We start from the raw sequence: 25,747 nt of genomic DNA, 5'->3' as shown, positions 1-25,747 counted from the left end.
TGTTGTATTACTTCTTGTCTTAAAACCATATTATCTATAAGGCTTGTAGAGTTTTGGCGGACGGACTAGATACCTCGTAGCTCTGCTGCGAGGAGCATCATTTCCTTGATCAATATCTCTTGTACATAAGTTTCAAAAATGTTCTTATTACATGTTCCATCAAATATTATCGGGGCAATCATATCTTTGACACACAGCCCAGCAATCATACTAATACGTGATTGATGTTGATAGACCTTTTCACCATAACATCTTTGACCGATAATGCTCCACCCGTGTTCTCTACAGCTATTATCTTCTATCCCAGACTTATCTATAAATACTAAATCTTGTTTATCTATAGTTTTTAGTTTCAATATAAACTCATTCCTTAGACCAATATCCCTTTTGGGATGAAGAAAAGTTTTTTTTATAACTATACTCTAATTTATTAAGCAATCTTGATATAGTACTTGCAGATACTTTTTGACTCCAGTTCTTAGCTAGCTCCATGGTGGTTTTATCAAAATTAAGTTCTATAAATTTTTTAAATCCCTCTATGTCTCTTATTATTCTACGATGTCCTGTATGATAACCACTTTTTGCTTTGACATCGCCAGTTTGTTTCTTTAATTTTTTCCACTCTATTATAGTCTTCCTACTAATAGAGTATATCTCTGCAGTCTCTTTTATTGTTTTACCATCTGTTAAACTTTTTATTACTCGTATTCTTAAATCGTATGAATATGCCTTTGCCATAAGTTTTTCATTTAGTGTAATCCAACTCATACTATAAGTCACTACCTTATCGCATTAAGCTATATATCAATATAATGAAGATAAAGATATTTATGCACTTGCCGGTGAAGCTCCTAATTATGTATAGGTTTTAGTGTCATTGTAAGTGAGCTTAAAACTTAAGTAGAGCGTAGAAATCTCATAAAGCAAATTCCTGAGATTGCTTCGTCAATTACTTCGTAATTTCCTCGCAATGACGACTCTCAATCCACGCAGGCAAGCCTTAAGCGGGGATGACATCGAAGCCGTACAACAAGACCAGTTTCTCCTCACAATAACGTTTTATAGCATCAAAAAATTCAATGCGTAAAGATATCAACTTCATCCCAGCCGACTAAATCTAAATTGGCTCTGGTCGGTAGAAATTTAAAGATATCTTGAGCAAGTTCAAATCTATTTTCTTTAACTAACATTGCTATTAAATGTTCTCTTAACTTATGCAAATAAAGCACATCTTTAGCAGCATATTCTTGTTGGTCAGAAGATAGATTATCAGCACCCCAATAAGAAGATTGTTGTTGTTTGGAAATATTTACTCCTAACAATTCTCTACATATATCCTTAAGCCCATGGCTTTCAGTATAAGTTCTAACTAGCTTTGAAGATATTTTAGTACAAAAGATATTCTCTAAATCGATACCCAAATATTTTTTTATCGCTGCTAAATCAAATCTTGCGAAATGAAATATTTTGTAACGTTCTTTATCACTTAATAAATTTTTTAGGTTAGGAGCATTATAATTTTGATCTAGAAAATGCACAAGGTGAGCATCACCATTTCCGTTACTAAACTGCAATAGACACAGTTTATCTCTATATAAATTTAGTCCCATCGTTTCAGTATCTATTGCTAAATCACCTTCAAGTTCAAAATCATCCGGTAAATCATTTTGGTAAAGCGTAATAGTCATAATATATTCTTTGGTTAAATTTTAGATTTTGTGACGGAGTCTATGGTTTACTATTGGTATTAAAAACTTGTTCGCTTGGAGCTGCTATACCTAAAACTTTGCGTGCTTGTTCATCTAGCATATCCTTATCTAACGATTCGGTTCTAAGTAGTTTAACGTTATGTTCAAGCTCTACTCGTGCAGCTCGCAATAACTTCAATTCATCATAGGATTTTTCAAGCTGTCTATTTACTTTTAAATATGCAATAACTCCTTTATTGCCGTAAATGCAGTGAAAAACAAAATATCCTAGCAGCAATGCTAGGAAGATATTTAAAATTATTTTTTTTGTATTATTATTCGAAAGTACTAAATTAAGAATACTCATAAATATAATCCATTTATAAAAAATAATATTGGGGCAGTTAAAATTATACTGTCAAATCTATCTAATACTCCCCCATGACCAGGTATAATATTGCCGCTATCCTTAATATTAAACTTTCGTTTAAAATATGAAATAAATAAATCACTTAGTTGAGCTATTAAAGCTAGCGTACAACTAATTATAAACAAATAAATCTTATTTGAGAAATAGTAATTTTCAATATAAAAACTTGGTATAAAACTAATTAAGGTTGCAACTAAACCTGCAGATAATATTCCTGTCATTAAGCCACTCCAAGTTTTTTTAGGGCTGATTTTTGGAGCAAGTTTTGCACCGCCCAAGGTTTTGCCGCCAATCATCGCAAATGTATCTACCGACCAAATTATGCAAAAATAAAGCATAACAAGCCAATTATTTATATAGTTGCTACTTAAGAATATTAATAAGCTTATGGGAATTGGGATAATAATTAACCCTATTATTAGATATATAGTAGAAGAATAGGTCATATCATACCATTCGCTAAGCATCCCTATAGCTACTAATATCATTAAAACATAGAATAAAGGTTTAAGCCATAATATGGCTACCACAAATGATGGTACTAATACTATACCAGACAGTATTCTAAAATATAAATTTGATTTTTGTTTATCTTTTGCCAAACGTTCTTTTCCTTTTTGAATAATCATCTATAGCGTTTATTATGTCTTCTTTATTAAAATCAGGCCAATATTTTTGAGAAAAATATAGTTCAGCATAAGCTGCTTGCCAAAGCAAGAAATTACTAATGCGAAAAACACCGCCAGGTCTTATTAATAAATCTACATCCGGCATTTCTGGATCATATAACGCATTTTGTATATCGCTCTCAAGAATTTCTGTTTTACCACTTGCAATAATTTTAGTGCAAGCATCTGTTATTTCTTGACGACTACCATAGCTAAAAGCTATACAAAGAGTTAATTTGTTATTATCTTTCGTTAATTCTATAGTATTATTTATTTGTTTTTGCAATGAGTCGCTTAATAAATTAAGCCTACCTATTACTTTTATTTTAATGCCGTTTTTATGCAAATTATCTAGCTCTTTTTTTAAATAAATGTTTAATAACCTCATTAAAAAAGATATTTCTGTAGTTGAACGTTGCCAGTTTTCGGAAGAGAAAGTATATAGCGTAACGTATGGGATTTTAAGGTTAATAAATTCTGGTAATAATTCATGTACTTTATCAGCTCCGGCTCTATGTCCCTCAGATTTAGGTAAGTTATGCGTAGCTGCCCAGCGTGCATTACCATCCATTATTATTGCTAAATGTTTTATGTTAGTCATTGAAATATATATTTTTGGTTCTTTTTAACGTCATTGCGAGCCACTGAAAGTGGCGTGGCAATCTTATCAGAATGTCCTGAGATTGCTTCGTCGCTCTGCTCCTCGCAATGACGACTATACAAATTTTTAAAGTTCTATCTTAGTATACACAGGAATTGCTACTCTAACCGACAACCCACCTAAATCCTTACTATCTTCTAGATAAAGAAATCCGTTATGATCTTTTACTATCTCACGAGTAATAGCAAGTCCAAGACCTACATTACTTGAATTATCTAACTGCCTTGCTTTATCCGATCTATAAAATGGCTTTAATACTAAAGGTTTTTCTGCATTATCTATGCCGCTGCCATTATCTTCAATGATTATCGATAAGTTAGATGAGTTAGCATTTAACGAAATTCTAACTTTAGTACCATATTTTATAGCGTTACTAATTAAATTAGACAAGGCTCTTTCAAAAGAATGTGGTTTAATTCGAAGTTTTACTCCATCTAATTTAGTAGGGTTTATAAACTTTATATCTATATGTGACCATTTATTTAAAAAAGATTTAATCCAGGATAAAATAAAAACCTCTTTAAATTGTTCTGCACTTTCGCCTCTTGCAAAATCTAGATAGGAGTTTATCATTTGCTGCATAGTTAATATATCTTGCTTTAGTCCGTCCGTCTCTTCATTTTCGTCCATTAATTCAAGTTGTAATTTCATGCGTGTTAGAGGAGTTCTTAAATCATGAGAAATCATAGCAAGCATGGTAGTTCTTTTGGTAATTTGCTTTTCTATACGAGATTTCATCTTTAAGAAAGCAAGCCCTGCTTTTCTTATTTCTAAAGCACCTGTAGGCTTAAAATTCTTACTTTTTAAGATACCTCGACCGAATTCATCCATGCTATCTGCAAGAGCAACTATTGATTTAATTTGATTTTTAGAGAAAATAATAGAGATGGAAAGTAATATGATAGTTAAAAATATAATCCATAGAACAAAGATATACACTGTTGGGTTAAGTAATAGTTTGGCTGGAAAAGAAATATTTAATATCTCGTTATTTAGTTCTAATAATACTTGAATTCTATTTTCCTTAGTTAAGTTAATTATATTTTTTTCATGAATTTTTATATTTAAAATATTTTTAAATATAGTTAAGGGTTCGTTTAACTTAGGCTGTTTTGCTAATAGTTTCTTATTAGGCTCAAATTGATAAGATAAATTGAGATAATTTTCTGATAAATGTGTTATTTCTTTGGGATTGTCTTTATGCTCTTTAATTAAAGATTCTATTTCATTGATAATAATGGTGCTAGTATAATATGAAACATTATACCAATGACGATCATAAAACAAAAATATAGCAACTAGCTGTCCTATCAAAATCGGCATAATTATGATAAGCATAAATCTTAGGCATAAAGTCCTAGGTAATAGTTTAGATATAAAGTGCATATCCCTCATTACGCACGGTTTTTAAATATTTCGGTTCTTTAGGATTATCTTCTAGCTTATTTCTTATTCTGGTAATTTGTACATCAATAGAACGTTCACTAAGACCTCCCATAATTTTTGAAAGCTCAAGGCGGCTAACAGAAGTGCCAAGACGTTCTATAAATATCTCAAGTAACTTCTGCTCAGTAGAGCTAAGCGGAATTATCTGATCATTTTTAGTAAATTCTTTAGTATTATAATTATAAAAATTATTGCCAAATTTGGTTATATTTTTTTCTTTTTTGGGATTATTATAATTATTGATCAAGTTATTTATACGCAATAATAATTCTCGTGGTTCAAAAGGTTTAATAACATAATCTGATGCACCGGCTTCAAGACCTTTAACACGGTCATCAGCTTCCGATAAAGCAGTTAGCATTACTATTGGTATATTATTCCCAGCGTCCCTAATGGTAGTGGCAAAATCAAGCCCTGTAATGCTTGGTAACATGACGTCTAAAATAATCAAATCGTAATTAGACGTTTTTAGCAAATCCTTTGCCTCTATAGCTGAAATAGCCGTCGATACTAAAAACTCATTTTTATTTAAAAATTGCTTTAAAAGTGCTAATATTCTGGTATCATCATCAACAATTAGGATATGTGCCTTATATTCTTGCATATAAATATGATGTAATTTTTAAAAATTTTTCCGTCATTGCGAGGAGCATAGCGACGAAGCAATCTCAGGAGCTTGCTTTATGAGATTGCCACGCTCCTTGCAGTTACTCGCAATGACATCATTACTCTAGTACAAATAACAATTAATAACAATGACAAAAAATTCTGAAAATGATCTTTGGTATATTTGGATTAATGGTGAGTTAGTTCCTTATGAGCTTGCTACAGTGCATGCTTTAACTCATAGTTTGCATTACTCGGGATCAGTATTTGAGGGTGAGCGGGCTTATAATGGGAAAGTTTTTAAACTTAAAGAACATACTGAAAGATTGATTAAATCAGCAGAAGCTTTAGGATTAAAAGTGCCTTATAGTGTGGAAGAAATTATAAAAGCTCATGAATTATTAATAGAGAAAAATAAGATTCAGGATGCATATATAAGACCGCTTGTTTGGTGTGGGAGTGAGTCTTTAAATATTATTAACCCTAAATTGTCGACTAACGTTTTGATTGCAGCTGTTCCCTCTATGCCACGAGCATTTGTTGCAGGATTTAATTTGCATGTAAGCAGATGGCGTAAAGCTGCACCTAATATGATGCCGGTGCAATCTAAATCCGCTGCTCATTATAACATGGCAATAACAAGCAAGAAAGAGGCTAAAGGCCTTGGCTATGATGATGCATTATTACTTGATTATGAGGGGTATATTGCGGAATGTACTACAACCAATATTTTCTTTGTTAAAGATAATGTGCTATATACTCCAATTGCTGATAGATTTTTAGATGGTATAACAAGACAAACTATTATTGAAATTGCAAAAAATTTAGGGCTAGAAGTAAAAGAAGAGCGTCTAAAATTAGAACATATAGAAGATTTTATCAGCTGTTTTGCTACAGGTACAGCAATTGAAGTGCAGAATATTAATTCTATAGATCTTGGTAATAAGAAAGTTATTTTTAATGATCACAAAATTGTGAATGTTTTGAAAGAAGAGTATGGTAAAATTGTGAGGGGGTAGTATGTCATTCCCGCCTATGTAGGAATGACATCGAAGCCATGCAACAATATATCCTCGCAATGACAAAACAACATAAAAATGAAAAATAATGAATAATATATTTAAGGGTTTGATTACAGCAATAATAACGCCGTTTAAAAATAATAAACTAGATTTAGATGCCTTAGAAAAGATTTTAGAATATCAAATAAATGCTGAAGTGCATGCCGTAGTAATAGCAGGTTCAACAGGTGAGGGGAGTAGTTTAAGCTTTGAAGAGTATAAATTATTATTGCAGACGGCTAAGGATATTATAAATAAGCGTATTCCTGTAATTAGTGGATGTTCTTCAAATAATACCGCATATGCAATAGAGCTTGCGGCTGAATCTACAAAAATCGGAGTTGACGGCTTTATGATTAGTCTGCCGTCATATTTGAAGCCTACTCAAGATGGAATTTATAAACATTTCGAAGCAATACATGAAGCTAGTAATTTGCCGATTATGCTATATTCAGTTCCGAGTAGAACCGGAGTCGATTTTACAGATGAAACGATATTTAAGCTCGCTAAGTTACCTAGTATTTTAGCTTTAAAAGATGCAGGAATAGATTTAGAAAGACCACTTAGAATTAAATCTGTAGTTAATAAAGAATTTAATCTATTATGTGGTAATGATGATTTAAGTCTTGCTTTTAATGCTCAAGGCGGAGTAGGGTGCGTATCAGTAATTTCAAATATTACCCCTAAACTGTGCAAAGAGCTTCAAGAGAAATGGGATAACAATGATGTTAAAGGAGCTTTAGAGACTCATCAAAAATTATTACCTTTATATACAGCACTATTCGTAGAATCAAACCCAATTCCAGTTAAGTACGCTATGCATTATTTAGGATTATGCACAAACGAAATTCGTTTGCCTTTAACTGAAGCAACAGATACAACTAAAAAACAAATTGAGGAAATTATAACATCCTTATCTATAAAAGCATGACGGAATATAAGAAAATTATTGCACAAAATAAAAAAGCTCTCTTTAATTATTTTATTGAGGAAAGACTAGAAGCAGGTATTGTATTAAAGGGTAGTGAAGTTCAATCACTTCGTCAAGGTAAAGCATCTATAGAAGAGAGCCATGCAGCTGATACGGGAAATGAGGTATTTTTGTATAATTGTCATATTGCAGAATATGAAAAGGCAAATAGGTTCAATCATTCTACCAGAAGACCACGTAAATTGTTACTACATAAAAAAGAAATAAACAAAATTATCGGTAAAACTAAAATAAAGGGTTATACTCTAGTTGCCTTGTCTATGTATTTTAACAAAAAGAACAAAATAAAAATTGAGCTTGGTATTGCTAAAGGTAAAAAATTACACGATAAAAGAGAATCGATTAAAGAAAAAGATTGGAAGAGAGATCAGAGTAGATTGATCAGACAGAAGTAAAGGGTAAGGTATAGTTGTCACCCCGTGATTTATTCACGGGGTCTAGGAAAAAATATGTAATATTTTTTATTGTTTTTCTGGATCCCGTGGTCAAGCCACGGGATGACACAGTAGGAATTGCATCTCATCGCAATGATGTACCTTAGCCCGAAACAAAATAAAATTAATTTTAAAGGTTATTTATGCAGCATATTGTTGGAAAGATATTAGTTATATTTGTAGTAATTATAGGAGTTTTATTTATTTTTAAGACTATAAAAACTTCTTATACAAAACCTGTTTCCATAGAAGTTAAACAAAATGAAGAGCCGAAACAATGTGAAGAAGAAAGAGTTAAGAAGATTATAGAGGAATATCTGCTTAATACTCCTGAAATAATAATACAATCAATAGAAAATCTACAAAAGCGTAAAGTACAAGAAAGTGAAACCAAAGTTAATAGCTACATTAAGGATAACAAATTAGATATCGAGAATAGCCAAAATTTTCCTGTCATAGGTAATAAAGACGGTGATATAACTATAGTTGCTTTTTATGATTATTCTTGTTCCTACTGTAAAAAAGGTGATGTTTCTCTAAATGAGTTATTACCAAATGATCCAGAAGTGAAAATTTTGTTAAGACCATTACCTATCCTTGGTGATGCTTCTGATTATTTAGCAAAAATAGCATTAGCGGTTTATAAAATTAACCCTAATAAATTTAAAGCTGTTCATAGTGAGTTAATGAAGATAAGAAATGTTTCTAAAGAAACTGTCGAAGAATTATTAGCCAAAAATGACTTAAATATTACGGAAGTTGAAGAGATAGCTGACAGTTCTGAGATAAGAGATTTAATCGCTCAAAATATGCAGATAGCTAGAAATCTTAAAATTCAGGGTGTACCTGCATATATAATTAATGCTAGGTTAATCCCTGGGTCAGTAGATTTCCCTCAATTATTAAGCATAGTCAAAGAAATTAGAGATAATAAGGGGGCTTAGTTAAGCTTTAGGTGTATTAGTTGACATTTGATCTTACATTTAATCTCTCAGGGTTTAATTCCCCGAAGCTCTGCTTCGTGATATCATAAGAAACAACTAAAACTTTTTTAGATACCTCGTAGCTCTGCTGCGAGGAGCATCATTCTCTCAGGGTTTAATTCCCCGAAGCTCTGCTTCGTGATATACTACTTGAATGGAAGAAAGCAGTTATATACATAAGAGTCATAATGTCACAGTACTAATATATCATTTAGTAACGCCGGCAAAGTATAGAAGAGTAATATTCAATCAAGAACTAGATGATTATTTGTGTAAAATTTGTGAGCACATAGAAGATCGTTATGAAATTAGATTTTTAGAAATAGGAGTAGATAAAGATCACGTACATTTTTGATTACAGTCAATACCAATGTATAGCCCAACAAAAATAACTCAAATCATAAAAAGGGTAAATTCCAGTATTAATTAAGCCAGATTTATATTTTCTTCCCATACCTCATTGGGTGTTTTATAACCGAGCACTTTTCTTGGTAAATTATTTAAAAAATCCTCAATTTCTTGTAATTGCTTTATTGTTAATTTTTTTATATCTAAAGATTTAGAGTATACTCTGTGCACCATTGAGTTAATCTTCTCTATCAATGGTTTTTGCCATGGAGAATAAGGATTGCAAAAATATACTTTTCGTTCAGATTTTGGCAATAGTTGTTCATGATTGGTAAATTCTTTGCCATTATCTAACGTTATGCTTTTGATTATATGCGACAATTGTTTAAGTTTTTTATTCATGTTACCAATCACATCTTGTGTTCTTTTTGAACGGTTTAAAGTGAGAAACACTTTTTGTGTTCTGATATCCACAAGAGCGCCTATATTACGACTTTGATTACCTTTGTTAAAAGTTAAATCACCTTCTAAATGACCTATTGCTGCTATCTTTCTATTTATCTCTGGTCTTTCAGTAATGGAAACTCGATTTGGTATTGTAATTCTTTTGTTTCTGATTCTTGTACCATGATGCAACCTATTTTTCCTTTTTCTTGCTAAAGATAAATATAATTTTTGCCTTTGTGCTATAGGAGATGTATAAATAAACTGGTATATACTCTCTGTAGAAATATTGACAGTATCTCGTGATAGTTTACGTCTACCTGAAATTATATCTGGTGAAATACCCTGTGTTAACTGCTTTATTATTTCTGCTCGTAAATTATTATCAATATCTAATTTTCTTTTTCTCTTACCTTGCCTTAAACTGCAAGCAAGTGTGTTAGCCCTATCTGGTCTATAATTATGCCTAATTCTCTTGAGTTCATAACATATAGTGCTTTTATCACGGCCAATCTTTGTCCTATAATGGACTGAAAAAATTGGACAAAAAAATGAAGGAGTGTGTTTCCGCAATAAGTTAGAATAAATAGCAATAAACTTAAGAGGAAAGATGAAGAAAAATAAAGTAAAAATTTTCAGTGCTTCAGAAAAAACGGGGATAGTATTAGAATTAATAAAAGAGGAGTCGACACTTGGTCAGTTAGCTTCAAAATATGCAATAAGTGTTAAAACAATTCAAAATTGGAAAAAACAGTTTTTAGGTAATGCGGCATTAGCTTTTGAACCAGCTAAAGTTTTGAGTGAATATCAAGCACAAATAAATCATTTACAAGAGCAAAATGATGAACTTGCTAAAGCTCTTGGTAGAATCACAGTTGAGAGGGACTGGGCCGTGGGAAAGCTCAAAAGCTTGGATTTATCAAATAAAAAGAGTCTTGTACACTCCAAGCTAAATCAACTCTCAAAATCAAGACAGTGTGAACTATTAAAGATTAGTCGATCTACAGCCTACTATAAATCCAAGGAGATGAGTATAAATAAATTAAGTATTTTAAATAGAATAGATGAAATATATACAGATAATCCTGAATTTGGTTATCGCTATATTCATCAACAGTTACTAGAAGATGGTTTTATTGTCGGTAAAGATCGAGTACTGAAATATATGAGGATGATGGGTATAGAAGCTATTTACCCACATAAGAAAAAATCGGAAAGTTCTATAATTAATCTCTCAGGGTTTAATTCCCCGAAGCTCTGCTTCGTGATATCATAAGAAACAACTAAAACTTTTTTAGATACCTCGTAGCTCTGCTGCGAGGAGCATCATTTAAATATAGATATATCATGGCTCATTTAACGATAGATGAAAGATTTAAAATATACGAAATGAATAAGAGTGGTTATAGCTCGCGATATATAGGGACAAAGATTGGCCGTGATAAAAGCACTATATGTTATGAACTCAAGAGAATGAGGCATAATTATAGACCAGATAGGGCTAACACACTTGCTTGCAGTTTAAGGCAAGGTAAGAGAAAAAGAAAATTAGATATTGATAATAATTTACGAGCAGAAATAATAAAGCAGTTAACACAGGGTATTTCACCAGATATAATTTCAGGTAGACGTAAACTATCACGAGATACTGTCAATATTTCTACAGAGAGTATATACCAGTTTATTTATACATCTCCTATAGCACAAAGGCAAAAATTATATTTATCTTTAGCAAGAAAAAGGAAAAATAGGTTGCATCATGGTACAAGAATCAGAAACAAAAGAATTACAATACCAAATCGAGTTTCCATTACTGAAAGACCAGAGATAAATACAGGAGTTTCGCACTTAGCAAAATTGTGTATTAGTTAGAAGCCATTTAATGTTGTTCTGAATTGATGTTTTTATAACTTCCCAAGTTTGTTGATATAAAGTAATGTTTTCATTTATCCTCCTTTTGTTCATATCAAGCCAGGCCAATACAGCAAGGCAAATATGATTTCTTTGAGCTCGACCCGTGCGTGCCTGACAGCATTCAATACCACAAGTTTGTTTCAATTCTCGATGATAAACTTCTATAGACCAACGCGCCTTAACAATTTTCTCTATTTGCTCACGTGTAGGATTCTCTAAATTAGTTGTTATGTAATCAATGCGACCATTTTTTGCCACAAACTTAAATACCGTAACCCAACCGTATCCACGTAGGTGAATTTTTAGCCCTTCATCGGGAATCTCTAAAGTTTCCAAGCTAACATTACGATTAACTTTTCTATTTTTTCTTAGGTTGGTAACCCATATCCAACCTAAATTACGTATATGTTTTAAATTATCCAAACCACTATACCAAGCATCCATAACTATAGCATCAGGCTTGATACCTCTTTCTTTAGCTAAAGTAAGCATATCACGAAAATGCTCGTTCTTTGTTTTACCATCAGTTTCTTTATCATATATTCTATAATCTACAGGAGTAGATTGATCAATTTGAGTATTGTAATGCAGTAAGTTTACCATTCCTATACCAGGTATAACATCATGTACAGCCCCAGAATATTGATAATTTACAAGCTCGATCCTCTTACTGTATTGCTTTGACAATAAGGTGTCATCTCCCACTAATAAACAAGGATCTTCCAGATCAATATATTTTGACACTTTGCTATAGATTTCGCTAGGGCGAAAATCCTTACTCTTTAACCATCGACTTGCACTATCGTGCGATAGATCTAATGGACTTACTTCAGATAATGCTTTGCTAGTATATCTTACACTACTTGCTTGTAAGAATGATTTATATAAATCTTTGCTACATTTTGATCTTGTCATTTTTATCTAAAACTATTTTTCTCTAGATTAGCATATTATTTGCTAAGTGCGAAACTCCTGAAATAGAAAGATAGCAGCAATAGGTCATTTAGAAGGTGATTTAACTTTTAACAAAGGTAATCAAAGTCGTAATATAGGCGCTCTTGTGGATATCAGAACACAAAAAGTGTTTCTCACTTTAAACCGTTCAAAAAGAACACAAGATGTGATTGGTAACATGAATAAAAAACTTAAACAATTGTCGCATATAATCAAAAGCATAACGTTAGATAATGGCAAAGAATTTACCAAGTCCGTCCGCCAAAACTCTACAAGCCTTATAGATAATATGGTTTTAAGACAAGAAGTAATACAACAATCCGTAAGAAAATGATAAAATATGGTCATAAACCTTATGGATTTCAGTCAATGCCAATAGACAACATTATCAAATCGCAAGAACAAGGGAAACTGTTTGGTTATAAATTAAAAGAAGAATTAAACCCAAATAATAAGCTATATAAATTAAGAGAATTAATAAATTGGTCTAGGCTCGAAGAGTGGTTATCAAAAAATGTTTGTATTAAGAAATTTGGTAGAAATAGAAAATGTCATAGAGTGATGCTTGGCATAACGATGCTACAAGCAATGTATAATTTTTCAGATTCATTATCAGAGGAAGAGCTAAAAGAGAATATGTATTGGCAGTATTTCTGCGGGTGGGAATATATAGAAAAAGACATAGCTATCTCGGAAACTAGTATACGACGGTTTCGTAGTGTATTAGGTGAAGCTGGATATAATGAGATATTATCGGAGTTGATCAGGGTTGGGATAAAAACTAACACAATTAAAAAAAAAGATTTGGAATTAATCATCGCTGATACGACTGTACAAATTAAGAATATCAAACACCCACACGATGTTTATTTAATGGATAAAGCTAGGCTTAGCATAGTAAAGCTTTGCAACAGTTTGGGTATACATTTGAATGAAACATACGCTAGAACCTATAAACGCGATATAGTAAAGCTATGGAAATATAAAGAACATAGTAAAGCCAAGAAGCGTTGGAAAATAATGAAGCATTTAAAAATATTACTGGGTCGTTTGATTAGAGTATGTGAGCGTGAGATCAAAAATAAGCAATTAAACTTGTCTCTCAAAAATCAAGAAGTATTGCAAAAAATAAAACAAATACATAACCAATCTGTTTTAAAAAGAGAAGCTAAAAAGCAATATAAAGAAGATAACAAAGTATTATATAGTTTTCATGCCCCTGAAGTAGAGTGTATAGGAAAGGGAAAACGCAACAAGCCATATGAGTTTGGCAATAAAGTAGCGGTAGTAGTAAGTGGTCGTAGAAATTTTGTTTTATCCGCAAAATCGTTTCATAATAATCCTTATGATGGTCATACATTGCATCAGAGCTTTGAAGCAGTAGAGAGTGTCACTGGAATCAAGATAAAGAAATCATTTGTTGATCTTGGGTATAGTGGTAGCAATGTAAAGGAGAAGAGTAAGGTATATACCCCAAAAACGCGGAAGAAGTTGTTACAAGAGGACAAGTCTATGATCAAGAGACGCAGTGCCATAGAACCAATAATAGGTCACTTAAAGCAATATGGTCGGATGGGTAGAAACTTCTTGAAAGGTATGATAGGAGATATTATCAATCCAATAATCTCTGCTATTGGTTTGAATTTACGATGCATTGCAAATCATTTACAAATCGTGTCTAACTCCACATAAATCAAAAATATCATCATGCAAAAACTAGATGAACGATAAAAAATCGTTAACAATAGCTCCATATCAAAATTAGACCAACACAGAAATGTATCAGTAAAAATTAACATAACTTATTAGTCTATCCGCCAAAAACACTTCAAATCCTGATCATTTGTAATGGGATAGAGTTTTGACAACAAATTGCTAAGATTTTCAATAAAAATTAATAAGTTATGTTAATTTTTACTGATACATTTCTGTGTTGGTCTAATTTTGATATGGAGCTATTGTTAACGATTTTTTATCGTTCATCTAGTTTTTGCATGATGATATTTTTGATTTATGTGGAGTTAGACACGATTTGTAAATGATTTGCAATGCATCGTAAATTCAAACCAATAGCAGAGATTATTGGATTGATAATATCTCCTATCATACCTTTCAAGAAGTTTCTACCCATCCGACCATATTGCTTTAAGTGACCTATTATTGGTTCTATGGCACTGCGTCTCTTGATCATAGACTTGTCCTCTTGTAACAACTTCTTCCGCGTTTTTGGGGTATATACCTTACTCTTCTCCTTTACATTGCTACCACTATACCCAAGATCAACAAATGATTTCTTTATCTTGATTCCAGTGACACTCTCTACTGCTTCAAAGCTCTGATGCAATGTATGACCATCATAAGGATTATTATGAAACGATTTTGCGGATAAAACAAAATTTCTACGACCACTTACTACTACCGCTACTTTATTGCCAAACTCATATGGCTTGTTGCGTTTTCCCTTTCCTATACACTCTACTTCAGGGGCATGAAAACTATATAATACTTTGTTATCTTCTTTATATTGCTTTTTAGCTTCTCTTTTTAAAACAGATTGGTTATGTATTTGTTTTATTTTTTGCAATACTTCTTGATTTTTGAGAGACAAGTTTAATTGCTTATTTTTGATCTCACGCTCACATACTCTAATCAAACGACCCAGTAATATTTTTAAATGCTTCATTATTTTCCAACGCTTCTTGGCTTTACTATGTTCTTTATATTTCCATAGCTTTACTATATCGCGTTTATAGGTTCTAGCGTATGTTTCATTCAAATGTATACCCAAACTGTTGCAAAGCTTTACTATGCTAAGCCTAGCTTTATCCATTAAATAAACATCGTGTGGGTGTTTGATATTCTTAATTTGTACAGTCGTATCAGCGATGATTAATTCCAAATCTTTTTTTTTAATTGTGTTAGTTTTTATCCCAACCCTGATCAACTCCGATAATATCTCATTATATCCAGCTTCACCTAATACACTACGAAACCGTCGTATACTAGTTTCCGAGATAGCTATGTCTTTTTCTATATATTCCCACCCGCAGAAATACTGCCAATACATATTCTCTTTTAGCTCTTCCTCTGATAATGAATCTGAAAAATTATACATTGCTTGTAGCATCGTTATGCCAAGCATCACTCTATGACATTTTCTATTTCTACCAAATTTCTTAATACAAACATTTTTTGATAACCACTCTTCGAGCCTAGACCAATTTATTAATTCTCTTAATTTATATAGCTTATTATTTGGGTTTAATTCTTCTTTTAATTTATAACCAAACAGTTTCCCTTGTTCTTGCGATTTGATAATGTTGTCTATTGGCATTGACTGAAATCCATAAGGTTTATGACCATATTTTATCATTTTCTTACGGATTGTTGTATTACTTCTTGTCTTAAAACCATATTATCTATAAGGCTTGTAGAGTTTTGGCGGACGGACTTATTAATTTTTATTGAAAATCTTAGCAATTTGTTGTCAAAACTCTATCCCATTACAAATGATCAGGATTTGAAGTGTTTTTGGCGGATAGACTACCAATCATGAACAACTATTGCCAAAATCTGAACGAAAAGTATATTTTTGCAATCCTTATTCTCCATGGCAAAAACCATTGATAGAGAAGATTAACTCAATGGTGCACAGAGTATACTCTAAATCTTTAGATATAAAAAAATTAACAATAAAGTAATTACAAGAAATTGAGGATTTTTTAAATAATTTACCAAGAAAAGTGCTCGGTTATAAAACACCCAATGAGGTATGGGAAGAAAATATAAATCTGGCTTAATTAATACTGGAATTTACCTTAGTTTCAAATCCGCTGCTAATTGCTTTCTATCTTTATATGATACATATTTGAGGCTATTCCTGATCTGATGGACAATACAAATTTGATGTTCAGTTTTCGGATATACTGATGCAATAGCATCAGACATACCAGTTAGATTATCACTACACGCGGCTCTGTCTCATCAATTGTGTAAATTTCGTGAACCATTAAATTCTACCATCAAATTTGATCATAAAATGAGCCATAGCTTCATTCCAATTGGGGATAGGCATAGACCATTTTTTGGTAATATAATCAATTGTCAGATATAAAACCTTAAATACTGCGTCATCATTTGGAAAGATGCGTTTATTCTTAGTAACTTTTCTCAATTGGCTATTCAGCGATTCTATCGCATTTGTAGTGTAAATAATCTTACGAATCTCCTTTGGATATTGCAAGAAAATTATCAAATTATCCCAATTATTATACCAAGATTTAGCTATATGCGGATATTGCTTACTCCATTTTTGATCAAATGACTCAAGAGCTAATTCTGCTTCTTTTTCAGTAGCAGAAGTATAGATTAGTTTCAAATCCGCTGCTAATTGCTTTCTATCTTTATATGATACATATTTGAGGCTATTCCTGATCTGATGGACAATACAAATTTGATGTTCAGTTTTCGGATATACTGATGCAATAGCATCAGACATACCAGTTAGATTATCACTACAAGCAATTAAGATATCTTTTACTCCTCGATTCTTCATTTCAGTAAAATTACCGAGCCAAAATTTAGCTCCTTCATTCTCACTTATCCATAAGCCTAAAATATCCTTTCTGCCAGATAAATCTATTCCTAAAGCTACATATACTGATTTATTAATAATAAGTTTATCTTGTCTTACTTTCACTACTAAACAGTCAAAATATACTATAGGGTATACTGATTCAAGAGGTCTACTCTGCCAAATCTTGACCTCATCTATTACTTCATCTGTAATCCTGCTGATTAGGCTCTCACTGATCTCAGCTCCATATAATTCTTGCAATTGTGTTTTAATATCAGACACACTCATACCCTTCGCATATAAGGATATTATCTTTTGGTCTAAGCCATCTATTCTTGTTTGTTTCTTTGAGACTATTATAGGTTCAAATTTACCTTGTCTGTCTCTTGGAACATTTAGCTCTATAGTACCATTCTCACTAATCAGATTCTTACTAAAACTACCATTCCTCGCATTCTCAGTTTCAGCTCTATCATACTTGCTATAACCTAAATGTTCTGACATCTCAGCATGCAGTGCTCGCTCTAAAATACCCTTGGTTAATTCCTTAATTAATCCATTCTGACTTAGTACTGTTTTTAAATCTACTCCACCTTCTATCAGCAAATCTATTGCTTCATTTATTTTTTTATTCTTCTCTATTTGCATTTCTGTTACCTATATTTTTAATTACTTCTAATATAGGCTCAACAAAAATTTACACAATCATTGCAAAAGACTCCTACACGCAATTAAGATATCTTTTACTCCTCGATTCTTCATTTCAGTAAAATTACCAAGCCAAAATTTAGCTCCTTCATTCTCACTTATCCATAAGCCTAAAATATCCTTTCTGCCAGATAAATCTATTCCTAAAGCTACATATACTGATTTATTAATCTCTCAGGGTTTAATTCCCCGAAGCTCTGCTTCGTGATATCATAAGAAACAACTAAAACTTTTTTAGATACCTCGTAGCTCTGCTGCGAGGAGCATCATTAATAAGTTTATCTTGTCTTACTTTCACTACTAAACAGTCAAAATATACTATAGGGTATACTGATTCAAGAGGTCTACTCTGCCAAATCTTGACCTCATCTATTACTTCATCTGTAATCCTGCTGATTAGGCTCTCACTGATCTCAGCTCCATATAATTCTTGCAATTGTGTTTTAATCAGGAGTTTCGCACTTAGCAAAGTTGCGAATCAGTTAAAAGCCATCTGATATTGTTTTGAATTGATGTTTTTATAACTTCCCAAGTTTGTTGATATAAAGTAATGTTTTCATTTATCCTCCTTTTATTCATATCAAGCCAGGCAAATACTGCAAGGCAAATATGATTTCTTTGAGCTCGGCCCGTGCGTGCCTGACAGCGTTCAATACCACAAGTTTGTTTTAATTCTCGATGATAAACCTCTATAGACCAACGTGCCTTAACAATTTTCTCTATTTGCTCACGTGTGGGATTTTCCAAGTTCGTTGTTATGTAATCAATGCGACCATTCTTTGCCACAAACTTAAATACCGTAACCCAACCGTATCCACGTAGGTGAATTTTTAGCCCCTCATCGGGTATCTCTAAACTTTCCAAGCTAACATTATGATTAACTTTTCTATTTTTCCTTAGGGTGGTAACCCATAGCCAGCCTAAATTACGTATATGTTTTAAATCCTCCAACCCGCTATACCAAGCATCCATGACTATGGCATCAGCAGGAGTTTCGCACTTAGCAAATAATATGCTAATCTAGAGAAAAATAGTTTTAGATAAAAATGACAAGATCAAAATGTAGCAAAGATTTATATAAATCATTCTTACAAGCAAGTAGTGTAAGATATACTAGCAAAGCATTATCTGAAGTAAGTCCATTAGATCTATCGCACGATAGTGCAAGTCGATGGTTAAAGAGTAAGGATTTTCGCCCTAGCGAAATCTATAGCAAAGTGTCAAAATATATTGATCTGGAAGATCCTTGTTTATTAGTGGGAGATGACACCTTATTGTCAAAGCAATACAGTAAGAGGATCGAGCTTGTAAATTATCAATATTCTGGGGCTGTACATGATGTTATACCTGGTATAGGAATGGTAAACTTACTGCATTACAATACTCAAATTGATCAATCTACTCCTGTAGATTATAGAATATATGATAAAGAAACTGATGGTAAAACAAAGAACGAGCATTTTTGTGATATGCTTACTTTAGCTAAAGAAAGAGGTATCAAGCCTGATGCTATAGTTATGGATGCTTGGTATAGTGGTTTGGATAATTTAAAACATATACGTAATTTAGGTTGGATATGGGTTACCAACCTAAGAAAAAATAGAAAAGTTAATCGTAATGTTAGCTTGGAAACTTTAGAGATTCCCGATGAAGGGCTAAAAATTCACCTACGTGGATACGGTTGGGTTACGGTATTTAAGTTTGTGGCAAAAAATGGTCGCATTGATTACATAACAACTAATTTAGAGAATCCTACACGTGAGCAAATAGAGAAAATTGTTAAGGCGCGTTGGTCTATAGAAGTTTATCATCGAGAATTGAAACAAACTTGTGGTATTGAATGCTGTCAGGCACGCACGGGTCGAGCTCAAAGAAATCATATTTGCCTTGCTGTATTGGCCTGGCTTGATATGAACAAAAGGAGGATAAATGAAAACATTACTTTATATCAACAAACTTGGGAAGTTATAAAAACATCAATTCAGAACAACATTAAATGGCTTCTAACTAATACACAATTTTGCTAAGTGCGAAACTCCTGATCAGGATTGAGACCTCTTTCTTTAGCTAAAGTAAGCATATCACAAAAATGCTCATTCTTTGTTTTACCATCAGTGTCTTTATCATATATTCTATAATCTACGGGAGTAGATTGAGCAATTTTAGTATTGTAATGTAGTAAGTTTACCATTCCTATACCAGGTATAACATCATGTACAGCTCCAGAATATTGATAACGTACAAGCTCAATCTTCTGACTGTATTGCTTTGATAATAAGGTGTCATCCCCCACTAATAAACACGGTGCTTCCCAATCTATATATTTTGACACTTCCTTATAGATTTCGCTAGGACGAAAATCCTTACTCTTTAACCATCGACTTGCACTATCGTGAGATAGATCTACTGGACTCACTTCAGATAATGCCTTGCTAGTATATCTGACACTACTTGCTTGTAAAAATGATTTATATAAGTCCTTGCTACATTTTGTTCTTGTTATTTTTATCTAAAACTATTTTTCTCTAGATTAACATACTTTTTGCTAAGTGCGAAACTCCTGTTAATATCAGACACACTCATACCCTTCGCATATAAGGATATTATCTTTTGGTCTAAGCCATCTATTCTTGTTTGTTTCTTTGAGACTATTATAGGTTCAAATTTACCTTGTCTGTCTCTTGGAACATTTATCTCTATAGTACCATTCTCACTAATCAGATTCTTACTAAAACTACCATTCCTCGCATTCTCAGTTTCAGCTCTATCATACTTGCTATAACCTAAATGTTCTGACATCTCAGCATGCAGTGCTCGCTCTAAAATACCCTTGGTTAATTCCTTAATTAATCCATTCTGACTTAGTACTGTTTTTAAATCTACTCCGCCTTTTATCAGCAAATCTATTGCTTCATTTATTTTTTTATTCTTCTCTATTTGCATTTCTGTTACCTATATTTTTAATTACTTCTAATATAGGCTCAACAAAAATTTACACAATCATTGCAAAAGACTCAAATTTTACCCAGTTTTAGGTATTACTGGACCAAGACAATCAGGGAAAACTACTCTTGCAAAAATATTATTTCCTCTGATAAAATATTAAAATAATCGTTATTACGAAAATTAATATAATCCTAATAAATATAGTACCAAATTCCTAAGATTGCTGAATCAATACTACGCATCTAACAAACTATATCATTTCAAATACTGCTTTAGATACCTACCTGTATGGCTTTCGTCACATGCGGCAATATCAGCGGGGGTGCCATGTACCACTATCTTACCGCCTTTATCACCACCCTCAGGACCAATATCAATAATATAATCAGCTGTTTTTATCACATCTAGATTATGCTCGATAACCAAAACAGTATTTCCCATATCAACAAGCTTATGCAGCACTTTTAGCAATTTATTAATATCGTCAATATGTAGCCCTGTAGTTGGCTCATCTAGTATATACAGCGTTTTACCGGTTGAACGCCTTGACAGCTCTTTAGCAAGTTTAACACGCTGTGCCTCCCCTCCTGAAATGGTGGTAGCCGATTGACCGATTTTAATATAGCCAAGCCCTACTTCATTTAAGGTAATAAGTTTTTCATAGATTAATGGGATTTTTTCAAAGAATTGCATTGCATCTTCTACTGTCATCATTAATATATCAGCAATAGATTTACCTTTATATTTTATCTCTAAAGTTTCTCTATTATATCTATGACCGTTACAAATGTCACATTTTACATATACGTCAGGCAAGAAGTGCATTTCTATCTTAATGAGCCCATCACCTTGACATGCCTCACATCTACCGCCCTTAACGTTAAATGAAAACCTACCAACCTTATAACCTCTAGCTTTTGACTCAGGCAGTTCTACAAACCAGTCTCTAATATGAGTAAACGCACCGGTATAAGTTGCAGGGTTAGAACGCGGAGTTCTACCAATTGGTGACTGATTAATATCAATAATTTTATCTATATATTCAAGTCCTTTTAATTTTTGGTATTTTCCTGGAAATACTTTTGCTGTAGGCTCTAGATGCTTTAAAGCAGCCTTATATAGAGTATGGATCATCAAACTTGATTTTCCGCTTCCTGATACCCCTGTTATAGCAGTAAATGTACCGAGCGGGATTTTTATATCGACATTATCTAAATTATTAGAAACAGCTCCAATAAGCTCTATTGCTCTATTATCATGTCCTGTTCGTGTTTGCGTTGGCACTTTAATTGTTTGACGACCGCTTAAATATCTTCCTGTAATACTTTCTTCAAAATTCTTTATTTCTTCAGCATTACCCTCAGCAATAACCCGACCACCATGAATACCAGCACCAGGTCCTATATCAATAATATGATCAGCCTCATACATTGTTTCTTCGTCATGCTCAACTACTAAAACAGTATTACCAAGATCTCTTAGCCTTTTTAGCGTTTCAATTAATCTAGTATTATCACGTTGATGCAAACCAATAGATGGCTCGTCAAGTACGTATAAAACACCGCTTAAGCCCGATCCTATTTGCGAAGCAAGACGGATACGCTGACTTTCTCCTCCTGATAAAGTGCCAGACTCTCGTGACAATGTTAGGTAATCAAGTCCAACATTCATCAAAAATTTTAGTCTTTCATTAATTTCTTTAAGGATACGTTCAGCGATAAATAATTGTTTTTTATTTAATTTTTGTTCTAGGTGAGCAAACCATTGTTGCAGTGTTGCAATACTCATATCTGCTACTTCACCTATATGAATATTTACTATTTTAACACATAAAGCTTCGTCTTTTAGCCTATAGCCATTACAAGCCGTACATTTATGTTCGGACTTAAATTTAGCTAACTCTTCCTTGATTAAAACCGATTCTATAGTGCGATCTTTTTCTTGCAAACTCGGTATTATTCCAGCAAATGGCTGATGCATTACTTGTGTTTTAGAACCATCATGAAACTCAAATCTTATCGCTTCTTCTCCAGAACCTTCAAATAAAATTGTTTTAATATTATCAGATAAAGCTGAAAAAGGTGAGTCTATAGAAAATCTATAATGCTCAGCAAGTGCTTTTAATGTCTCTAGGATAAATTTTGAGGACGTACTGCCCCACGGCACTATTGCACCATCTTTAATGGATATTCTATGATCTGGTACAATTAAATCACGATCGAAGAACAACTCTTTACCAATTCCCTCGCATTTAGGACATGCACCAAAAGGACTATTAAAGGAAAATATTCTTGGTTCAATTTCTGTAAGCTGAAATCCTGACACTGGACAAGAATATTTTTCGGAAAAAGTTATACGCTGATTTTTTTCGTATTCAGTATTAGCTGCAGTTGGTAATTCTACGATTTCTAGGTAGGTAATACCATCAGCAAGATTTAATGAACTCTCTAAACTATCAGCCAGCCTATGGCCTAAATTCTCATCTAAAACTATTCTATCAACAATTACTTCAATATTATGTTTTTTATTTTTATCAAGCTTCGGCAAATCATCTATTTCACAAGTTTCCCCATTAACAATTAACTTCTGGAATCCTTGCTTTTTCAGATTCATAATCTCATATTTGAATTCCCCTTTATGTCCTCTGACAATCGGAGCTAGTAAATATATCTTCGTACCTTGCGGTAATTCATTTATTATATCTACCATTTCAGAAACAGTTTGACTATGTATAGGAAGACCCGTTGCCGGAGAATAAGGAATCCCAACCCTTGCATATAATAACCTGAGATAATCGTAAATCTCAGTTATAGTTCCAACTGTAGAACGCGGATTCTTAGAAGTAGTTTTCTGATCAATCGCAATAGCTGGCGATAATCCAGAAATAGACTCAACATTCGGTTTATTTTGCAAATGCAAAAATTGCCTTGCATATGAAGATAAGCTCTCAACATATCTTCTTTGACCCTCTGCATAAATCGTATCAAACGCTAAGGAAGATTTACCCGAACCGCTAAGACCAGTTATAACGACAAATTTATTCCTTGGAATATCAACATTTATATTCTTTAGATTGTGCTCTTTAGCACCACGTACCTTGATATATTCTTGGTTCATATCACTCTTACTGAAAAATTTTAGGATATTTTAAAAAACCTGTAGTATTATAGGCTCTTTTATTTTATTATTGCAATAATAATATTTTTAAAATAGGTAATCTATGGCAGGTAGCTTAAATAAAGTGACATTAATAGGCAATTTAGGACGTGATCCTGAAATTAGAACTACGGGGGAAGGAAAGGAAATAGTGAATCTTTCTTTAGCCACCACCGACATTTGGAAAGACCGTGTTACCGGTGAAAAAAAAGAAAAGACCGAATGGCATAGAGTAGTGATATTTAACGAAGGGTTAGTATCTGTTGTAAAAAACTACGTTAAAAAAGGTGGTAAATTATATATTGAAGGCTCGTTACAAACTCGTAAATGGCATGATAGTTCAGGCGTAGAAAAATATACTACAGAAATCGTATTACAAAATTTTAATTCACAATTAATATTATTGGATAGCAAAAATTCTACTAGTTCTAGTCTTCAAGATTCAGGTCATAGTGAATATAAACATTCCAAACCTTCTTTTGATCATAGCGACTTAGATGACGAAATACCGTTCTAATTATCGTAACGTTATTGCGAGGAGTGGCAAAGCCTACTGTGTCATCCCGTGGCTTGGGAACTAGATCCAGTAAAAATACTAATATTAGTATTTTTTATTATTTTTTCTGGATTGCCACGCCACTTTCAGTGGCTCGCAATGACGAGGAAAATAATCATTAAATACATTATGAAAAATTTTATTTGGATAATATTTTTAGTTTCTGTGCTACTTTCTGGTTGTTCTACTACCCATGATGTGGCAAGTAGAGTGAAACATTCGCAAGATATAGCTAAACAAAATAATTTTCAGCAACAACTTGTAAAAGGTGGTGATTTTATTCTTACGACTTATCAGCGTGTCACTGATCGTAATCAGCCTTTTGTATTTTACATTGAAGGGGATGGACATCTTGCAGATGGAGGCGTTAATTCTGACAACCCTACCCCTGTTAATCCAATGTTGTTAAGACTTGCTACAATCGATAAGCGACCGAATGTTGTTTATATAGCAAGACCTTGTCAATATACTCCTTTAGAGATGAATGCAAAATGCGTTAATGATTATTGGTTAGATAAAAGAATGAACCATGAAGTGGTAAATTCAATTAATGATGTCATAAATACTATTAATAATGGGCAGAAATTTAGCTTAGTTGGCTTTTCAGGTGGCGGCGGGCTTACAATATTAATCGCTAGCCAAAATAGTAATGTGAAAGATATTATAACGATTGCCGGTAATTTAGATACTGAGAAATTTGACAAGCATCATAATTATCGTGGTTATCTAACTAAATCATTAAATCCAATAAATTACGCAAGGCAAATCAGTCACATCCCTCAACTACATCTCTCAGGAGCAGATGACAAAAGAGTTCCAACTTTTATCGCAGAACTTTATATAAACGCTAGCTCATCTAATTGTGTCAAGCATAAGGTTTTACCTAATATTACTCATGCAAAAGGCTGGGATACAGTTTGGAATAGTATATTAAATATTCCGCTAAACTGTAAATGATGCTCCTCGCAGCAGAGCTACGAGGTATCTAAAAAAGTTTTAGTTGTTTCTTATGATATCACGAAGCAGAGCTTCGGGGAATTAAACCCTGAGAGATTAATTCTAATACTATCCCCGTTTTTTCTGAAGCACTGAAAATTTTTACTTTATTTTTCTTCATCTTTCCTCTTAAGTTTATTGCTATTTATTCTAACTTATTGCGGAAACACACTCCTTCATT

At 32.7% G+C, this 25,747-nt stretch carries 22 protein-coding genes and 9 pseudogenes; 13 read left to right on the top strand and 18 right to left on the bottom strand.

What is annotated here, in order from left to right; all coding sequences use genetic code 11:
* Window positions 1-65 precede the first annotated feature (65 nt).
* The 8 genes from AAHI98_RS07005 to AAHI98_RS06970 form a co-directional block, all read right to left on the bottom strand.
* Window positions 66-356, bottom strand: a complete 291-nt coding sequence (locus AAHI98_RS07005) for a transposase (protein ID WP_342225469.1) — start codon at window positions 354-356, stop codon at window positions 66-68.
* Between the two features lie 7 nt (window positions 357-363).
* A complete protein-coding gene (locus tag AAHI98_RS07000; protein WP_342225468.1) occupies window positions 364-768 on the bottom strand; it encodes a helix-turn-helix domain-containing protein in 405 nt (134 codons plus the stop codon).
* Between the two features lie 308 nt (window positions 769-1,076).
* Window positions 1,077-1,688: a ribonuclease D gene (locus tag AAHI98_RS06995; RefSeq protein WP_342225467.1), complete on the bottom strand. Its 612-nt coding sequence runs from the start codon at window positions 1,686-1,688 to the stop codon at window positions 1,077-1,079.
* Between the two features lie 40 nt (window positions 1,689-1,728).
* A complete protein-coding gene (locus AAHI98_RS06990) occupies window positions 1,729-2,055 on the bottom strand; it encodes an FtsB family cell division protein (RefSeq protein WP_342225466.1) in 327 nt (108 codons plus the stop codon).
* Entirely contained in the window at window positions 2,052-2,747 is a 696-nt protein-coding gene (locus tag AAHI98_RS06985) for a phosphatidate cytidylyltransferase (RefSeq protein WP_342225465.1), read from the bottom strand. Before AAHI98_RS06985 ends, AAHI98_RS06990 begins: the two co-directional genes overlap by 4 nt.
* Entirely contained in the window at window positions 2,707-3,387 is a 681-nt protein-coding gene (gene uppS, locus AAHI98_RS06980; RefSeq protein ID WP_342225464.1) for a polyprenyl diphosphate synthase, read from the bottom strand. Before uppS ends, AAHI98_RS06985 begins: the two co-directional genes overlap by 41 nt.
* 126 nt (window positions 3,388-3,513) lie before the next feature.
* Window positions 3,514-4,833, bottom strand: coding sequence for a sensor histidine kinase (locus AAHI98_RS06975; protein ID WP_342225463.1), 1,320 nt, complete (start codon window positions 4,831-4,833; stop codon window positions 3,514-3,516).
* Entirely contained in the window at window positions 4,817-5,497 is a 681-nt protein-coding gene (locus tag AAHI98_RS06970; protein WP_342225462.1) for a response regulator transcription factor, read from the bottom strand. The genes AAHI98_RS06975 and AAHI98_RS06970 overlap by 17 nt, the downstream gene beginning before the upstream one ends.
* A gap of 151 nt (window positions 5,498-5,648) precedes the next feature.
* Here AAHI98_RS06970 and AAHI98_RS06965 point away from each other — a divergent pair, with 151 nt between their 5' ends.
* From AAHI98_RS06965 to tnpA, 5 genes and pseudogenes are all read left to right on the top strand, one after another.
* The gene (locus AAHI98_RS06965; protein WP_342225461.1) at window positions 5,649-6,518 is read left to right on the top strand and encodes a branched-chain amino acid transaminase; all 870 of its coding nucleotides are present in this window, start codon (window positions 5,649-5,651) and stop codon (window positions 6,516-6,518) included.
* Window positions 6,519-6,606: 88 nt separating this feature from the next.
* Window positions 6,607-7,491: a 4-hydroxy-tetrahydrodipicolinate synthase gene (gene dapA / locus AAHI98_RS06960; RefSeq protein ID WP_342225460.1), complete on the top strand. Its 885-nt coding sequence runs from the start codon at window positions 6,607-6,609 to the stop codon at window positions 7,489-7,491.
* Window positions 7,488-7,946: an SsrA-binding protein SmpB gene (smpB, locus tag AAHI98_RS06955; RefSeq protein ID WP_341788105.1), complete on the top strand. Its 459-nt coding sequence runs from the start codon at window positions 7,488-7,490 to the stop codon at window positions 7,944-7,946. The genes dapA and smpB overlap by 4 nt, the downstream gene beginning before the upstream one ends.
* A gap of 182 nt (window positions 7,947-8,128) precedes the next feature.
* Window positions 8,129-8,929, top strand: coding sequence for a DsbA family protein (locus tag AAHI98_RS06950; protein WP_342225459.1), 801 nt, complete (start codon window positions 8,129-8,131; stop codon window positions 8,927-8,929).
* Between the two features lie 193 nt (window positions 8,930-9,122).
* Window positions 9,123-9,386, top strand: a pseudogene (gene tnpA / locus AAHI98_RS06945) (IS200/IS605 family transposase); the annotation flags it as partial.
* Between the two features lie 8 nt (window positions 9,387-9,394).
* On the opposite strand, the gene AAHI98_RS06940 reads toward tnpA, so the two are convergent.
* Complete coding sequence (locus AAHI98_RS06940) at window positions 9,395-10,333, bottom strand: IS30 family transposase (protein ID WP_342225458.1); 939 nt, start codon at window positions 10,331-10,333, stop codon at window positions 9,395-9,397.
* 37 nt (window positions 10,334-10,370) lie between these two features.
* Here AAHI98_RS06940 and AAHI98_RS06935 point away from each other — a divergent pair, with 37 nt between their 5' ends.
* On the top strand, window positions 10,371-11,036 hold the full coding sequence (locus AAHI98_RS06935) for an IS3 family transposase (protein ID WP_342225345.1): 666 nt from the start codon (window positions 10,371-10,373) through the stop codon (window positions 11,034-11,036).
* Between the two features lie 71 nt (window positions 11,037-11,107).
* A pseudogene (locus AAHI98_RS06930) lies at window positions 11,108-11,620 on the top strand (transposase); the annotation flags it as partial.
* Here the strand turns inward: AAHI98_RS06930 and AAHI98_RS06925 are convergent.
* Complete coding sequence (locus AAHI98_RS06925; protein ID WP_342224689.1) at window positions 11,609-12,589, bottom strand: IS701 family transposase; 981 nt, start codon at window positions 12,587-12,589, stop codon at window positions 11,609-11,611. The pseudogene AAHI98_RS06930 and the gene AAHI98_RS06925 overlap by 12 nt on opposite strands.
* A gap of 61 nt (window positions 12,590-12,650) precedes the next feature.
* Between AAHI98_RS06925 and AAHI98_RS18580 the strand changes: the two are divergent.
* Window positions 12,651-12,878, top strand: a pseudogene (locus AAHI98_RS18580) (IS30 family transposase); the annotation flags it as partial.
* A gap of 80 nt (window positions 12,879-12,958) precedes the next feature.
* Entirely contained in the window at window positions 12,959-14,320 is a 1,362-nt protein-coding gene (locus tag AAHI98_RS06915) for an IS5 family transposase (RefSeq protein WP_342224717.1), read from the top strand.
* A gap of 319 nt (window positions 14,321-14,639) precedes the next feature.
* On the opposite strand, the gene AAHI98_RS06910 is transcribed toward AAHI98_RS06915, so the two are convergent.
* On the bottom strand, window positions 14,640-16,001 hold the full coding sequence (locus AAHI98_RS06910) for an IS5 family transposase (RefSeq protein WP_342224717.1): 1,362 nt from the start codon (window positions 15,999-16,001) through the stop codon (window positions 14,640-14,642).
* Between the two features lie 172 nt (window positions 16,002-16,173).
* Between AAHI98_RS06910 and AAHI98_RS18575 the strand changes: the two are divergent.
* Window positions 16,174-16,428: pseudogene (locus AAHI98_RS18575) on the top strand (transposase); the annotation flags it as partial.
* A 22-nt stretch (window positions 16,429-16,450) separates the two neighbouring features.
* On the opposite strand, the pseudogene AAHI98_RS06900 reads toward AAHI98_RS18575, so the two are convergent.
* The 4 genes and pseudogenes from AAHI98_RS06900 to AAHI98_RS06880 all read right to left on the bottom strand — a co-directional run.
* Window positions 16,451-16,600 (bottom strand): annotated as a pseudogene (locus AAHI98_RS06900) (transposase); the annotation flags it as partial.
* A gap of 37 nt (window positions 16,601-16,637) precedes the next feature.
* Window positions 16,638-17,852, bottom strand: a complete 1,215-nt coding sequence (locus tag AAHI98_RS06895) for an IS256 family transposase (RefSeq protein WP_342224662.1) — start codon at window positions 17,850-17,852, stop codon at window positions 16,638-16,640.
* A gap of 75 nt (window positions 17,853-17,927) precedes the next feature.
* Window positions 17,928-18,360 (bottom strand): annotated as a pseudogene (locus AAHI98_RS18125) (transposase); the annotation flags it as partial.
* 14 nt (window positions 18,361-18,374) lie between these two features.
* Window positions 18,375-18,896 (bottom strand): annotated as a pseudogene (locus AAHI98_RS06880) (transposase); the annotation flags it as partial.
* 62 nt (window positions 18,897-18,958) lie between these two features.
* Here AAHI98_RS06880 and AAHI98_RS06875 point away from each other — a divergent pair.
* Window positions 18,959-19,939 carry an IS701 family transposase gene (locus tag AAHI98_RS06875; RefSeq protein ID WP_342224656.1) on the top strand — a complete coding sequence of 327 codons (981 nt, stop codon included), beginning with the start codon at window positions 18,959-18,961 and terminating at the stop codon, window positions 19,937-19,939.
* Window positions 19,940-19,953: 14 nt separating this feature from the next.
* Here the strand turns inward: AAHI98_RS06875 and AAHI98_RS06870 are convergent.
* The 3 genes and pseudogenes from AAHI98_RS06870 to uvrA form a co-directional block, all read right to left on the bottom strand.
* Window positions 19,954-20,415 (bottom strand): annotated as a pseudogene (locus AAHI98_RS06870) (IS701 family transposase); the annotation flags it as partial.
* Window positions 20,416-20,477: 62 nt separating this feature from the next.
* Window positions 20,478-20,849, bottom strand: a pseudogene (locus AAHI98_RS06865) (transposase); the annotation flags it as partial.
* Between the two features lie 264 nt (window positions 20,850-21,113).
* Window positions 21,114-23,975: an excinuclease ABC subunit UvrA gene (gene uvrA, locus AAHI98_RS06860; RefSeq protein ID WP_342225451.1), complete on the bottom strand. Its 2,862-nt coding sequence runs from the start codon at window positions 23,973-23,975 to the stop codon at window positions 21,114-21,116.
* A 103-nt stretch (window positions 23,976-24,078) separates the two neighbouring features.
* On the opposite strand from uvrA, the gene ssb reads away from it, so the two are divergent.
* Entirely contained in the window at window positions 24,079-24,531 is a 453-nt protein-coding gene (gene ssb, locus AAHI98_RS06855) for a single-stranded DNA-binding protein (RefSeq protein ID WP_342225450.1), read from the top strand.
* A 168-nt stretch (window positions 24,532-24,699) separates the two neighbouring features.
* Entirely contained in the window at window positions 24,700-25,527 is an 828-nt protein-coding gene (locus AAHI98_RS06850) for an alpha/beta hydrolase family protein (RefSeq protein ID WP_342225533.1), read from the top strand.
* Window positions 25,528-25,747: the final 220 nt, after the last annotated feature.

The organism is Rickettsia endosymbiont of Urophora cardui, from assembly GCF_964030725.1.
In the GTDB taxonomy this organism is placed as follows: domain Bacteria; phylum Pseudomonadota; class Alphaproteobacteria; order Rickettsiales; family Rickettsiaceae; genus Rickettsia.
Note: the sequence above shows the minus strand (reverse complement) of the source record. Positions and strands in the feature narration are given on the sequence as shown.

What these genes read in the sequence shown, in the direction of transcription:
- AAHI98_RS07000 (WP_342225468.1), bottom strand. Translation starts at nt 768, where the DNA reads ATGAGTTGGATTACACTAAATGAAAAACTTATGGCAAAGGCATATTCA.
- AAHI98_RS06995 (WP_342225467.1), bottom strand. Translation starts at nt 1,688, where the DNA reads ATGACTATTACGCTTTACCAAAATGATTTACCGGATGATTTTGAACTT.
- AAHI98_RS06990 (WP_342225466.1), bottom strand. Translation starts at nt 2,055, where the DNA reads ATGAGTATTCTTAATTTAGTACTTTCGAATAATAATACAAAAAAAATA.
- AAHI98_RS06985 (WP_342225465.1), bottom strand. Translation starts at nt 2,747, where the DNA reads ATGATTATTCAAAAAGGAAAAGAACGTTTGGCAAAAGATAAACAAAAA.
- uppS (WP_342225464.1), bottom strand. Translation starts at nt 3,387, where the DNA reads ATGACTAACATAAAACATTTAGCAATAATAATGGATGGTAATGCACGC.
- AAHI98_RS06975 (WP_342225463.1), bottom strand. Translation starts at nt 4,833, where the DNA reads ATGCACTTTATATCTAAACTATTACCTAGGACTTTATGCCTAAGATTT.
- AAHI98_RS06970 (WP_342225462.1), bottom strand. Translation starts at nt 5,497, where the DNA reads ATGCAAGAATATAAGGCACATATCCTAATTGTTGATGATGATACCAGA.
- AAHI98_RS06965 (WP_342225461.1), top strand. Translation starts at nt 5,649, where the DNA reads ATGACAAAAAATTCTGAAAATGATCTTTGGTATATTTGGATTAATGGT.
- dapA (WP_342225460.1), top strand. Translation starts at nt 6,607, where the DNA reads ATGAATAATATATTTAAGGGTTTGATTACAGCAATAATAACGCCGTTT.
- smpB (WP_341788105.1), top strand. Translation starts at nt 7,488, where the DNA reads ATGACGGAATATAAGAAAATTATTGCACAAAATAAAAAAGCTCTCTTT.
- AAHI98_RS06950 (WP_342225459.1), top strand. Translation starts at nt 8,129, where the DNA reads ATGCAGCATATTGTTGGAAAGATATTAGTTATATTTGTAGTAATTATA.
- AAHI98_RS06935 (WP_342225345.1), top strand. Translation starts at nt 10,371, where the DNA reads ATGAAGAAAAATAAAGTAAAAATTTTCAGTGCTTCAGAAAAAACGGGG.
- AAHI98_RS06925 (WP_342224689.1), bottom strand. Translation starts at nt 12,589, where the DNA reads ATGACAAGATCAAAATGTAGCAAAGATTTATATAAATCATTCTTACAA.
- AAHI98_RS06915 (WP_342224717.1), top strand. Translation starts at nt 12,959, where the DNA reads ATGATAAAATATGGTCATAAACCTTATGGATTTCAGTCAATGCCAATA.
- AAHI98_RS06910 (WP_342224717.1), bottom strand. Translation starts at nt 16,001, where the DNA reads ATGATAAAATATGGTCATAAACCTTATGGATTTCAGTCAATGCCAATA.
- AAHI98_RS06895 (WP_342224662.1), bottom strand. Translation starts at nt 17,852, where the DNA reads ATGCAAATAGAGAAGAATAAAAAAATAAATGAAGCAATAGATTTGCTG.
- AAHI98_RS06875 (WP_342224656.1), top strand. Translation starts at nt 18,959, where the DNA reads ATGACAAGATCAAAATGTAGCAAAGATTTATATAAATCATTCTTACAA.
- uvrA (WP_342225451.1), bottom strand. Translation starts at nt 23,975, where the DNA reads ATGAACCAAGAATATATCAAGGTACGTGGTGCTAAAGAGCACAATCTA.
- ssb (WP_342225450.1), top strand. Translation starts at nt 24,079, where the DNA reads ATGGCAGGTAGCTTAAATAAAGTGACATTAATAGGCAATTTAGGACGT.
- AAHI98_RS06850 (WP_342225533.1), top strand. Translation starts at nt 24,700, where the DNA reads ATGAAAAATTTTATTTGGATAATATTTTTAGTTTCTGTGCTACTTTCT.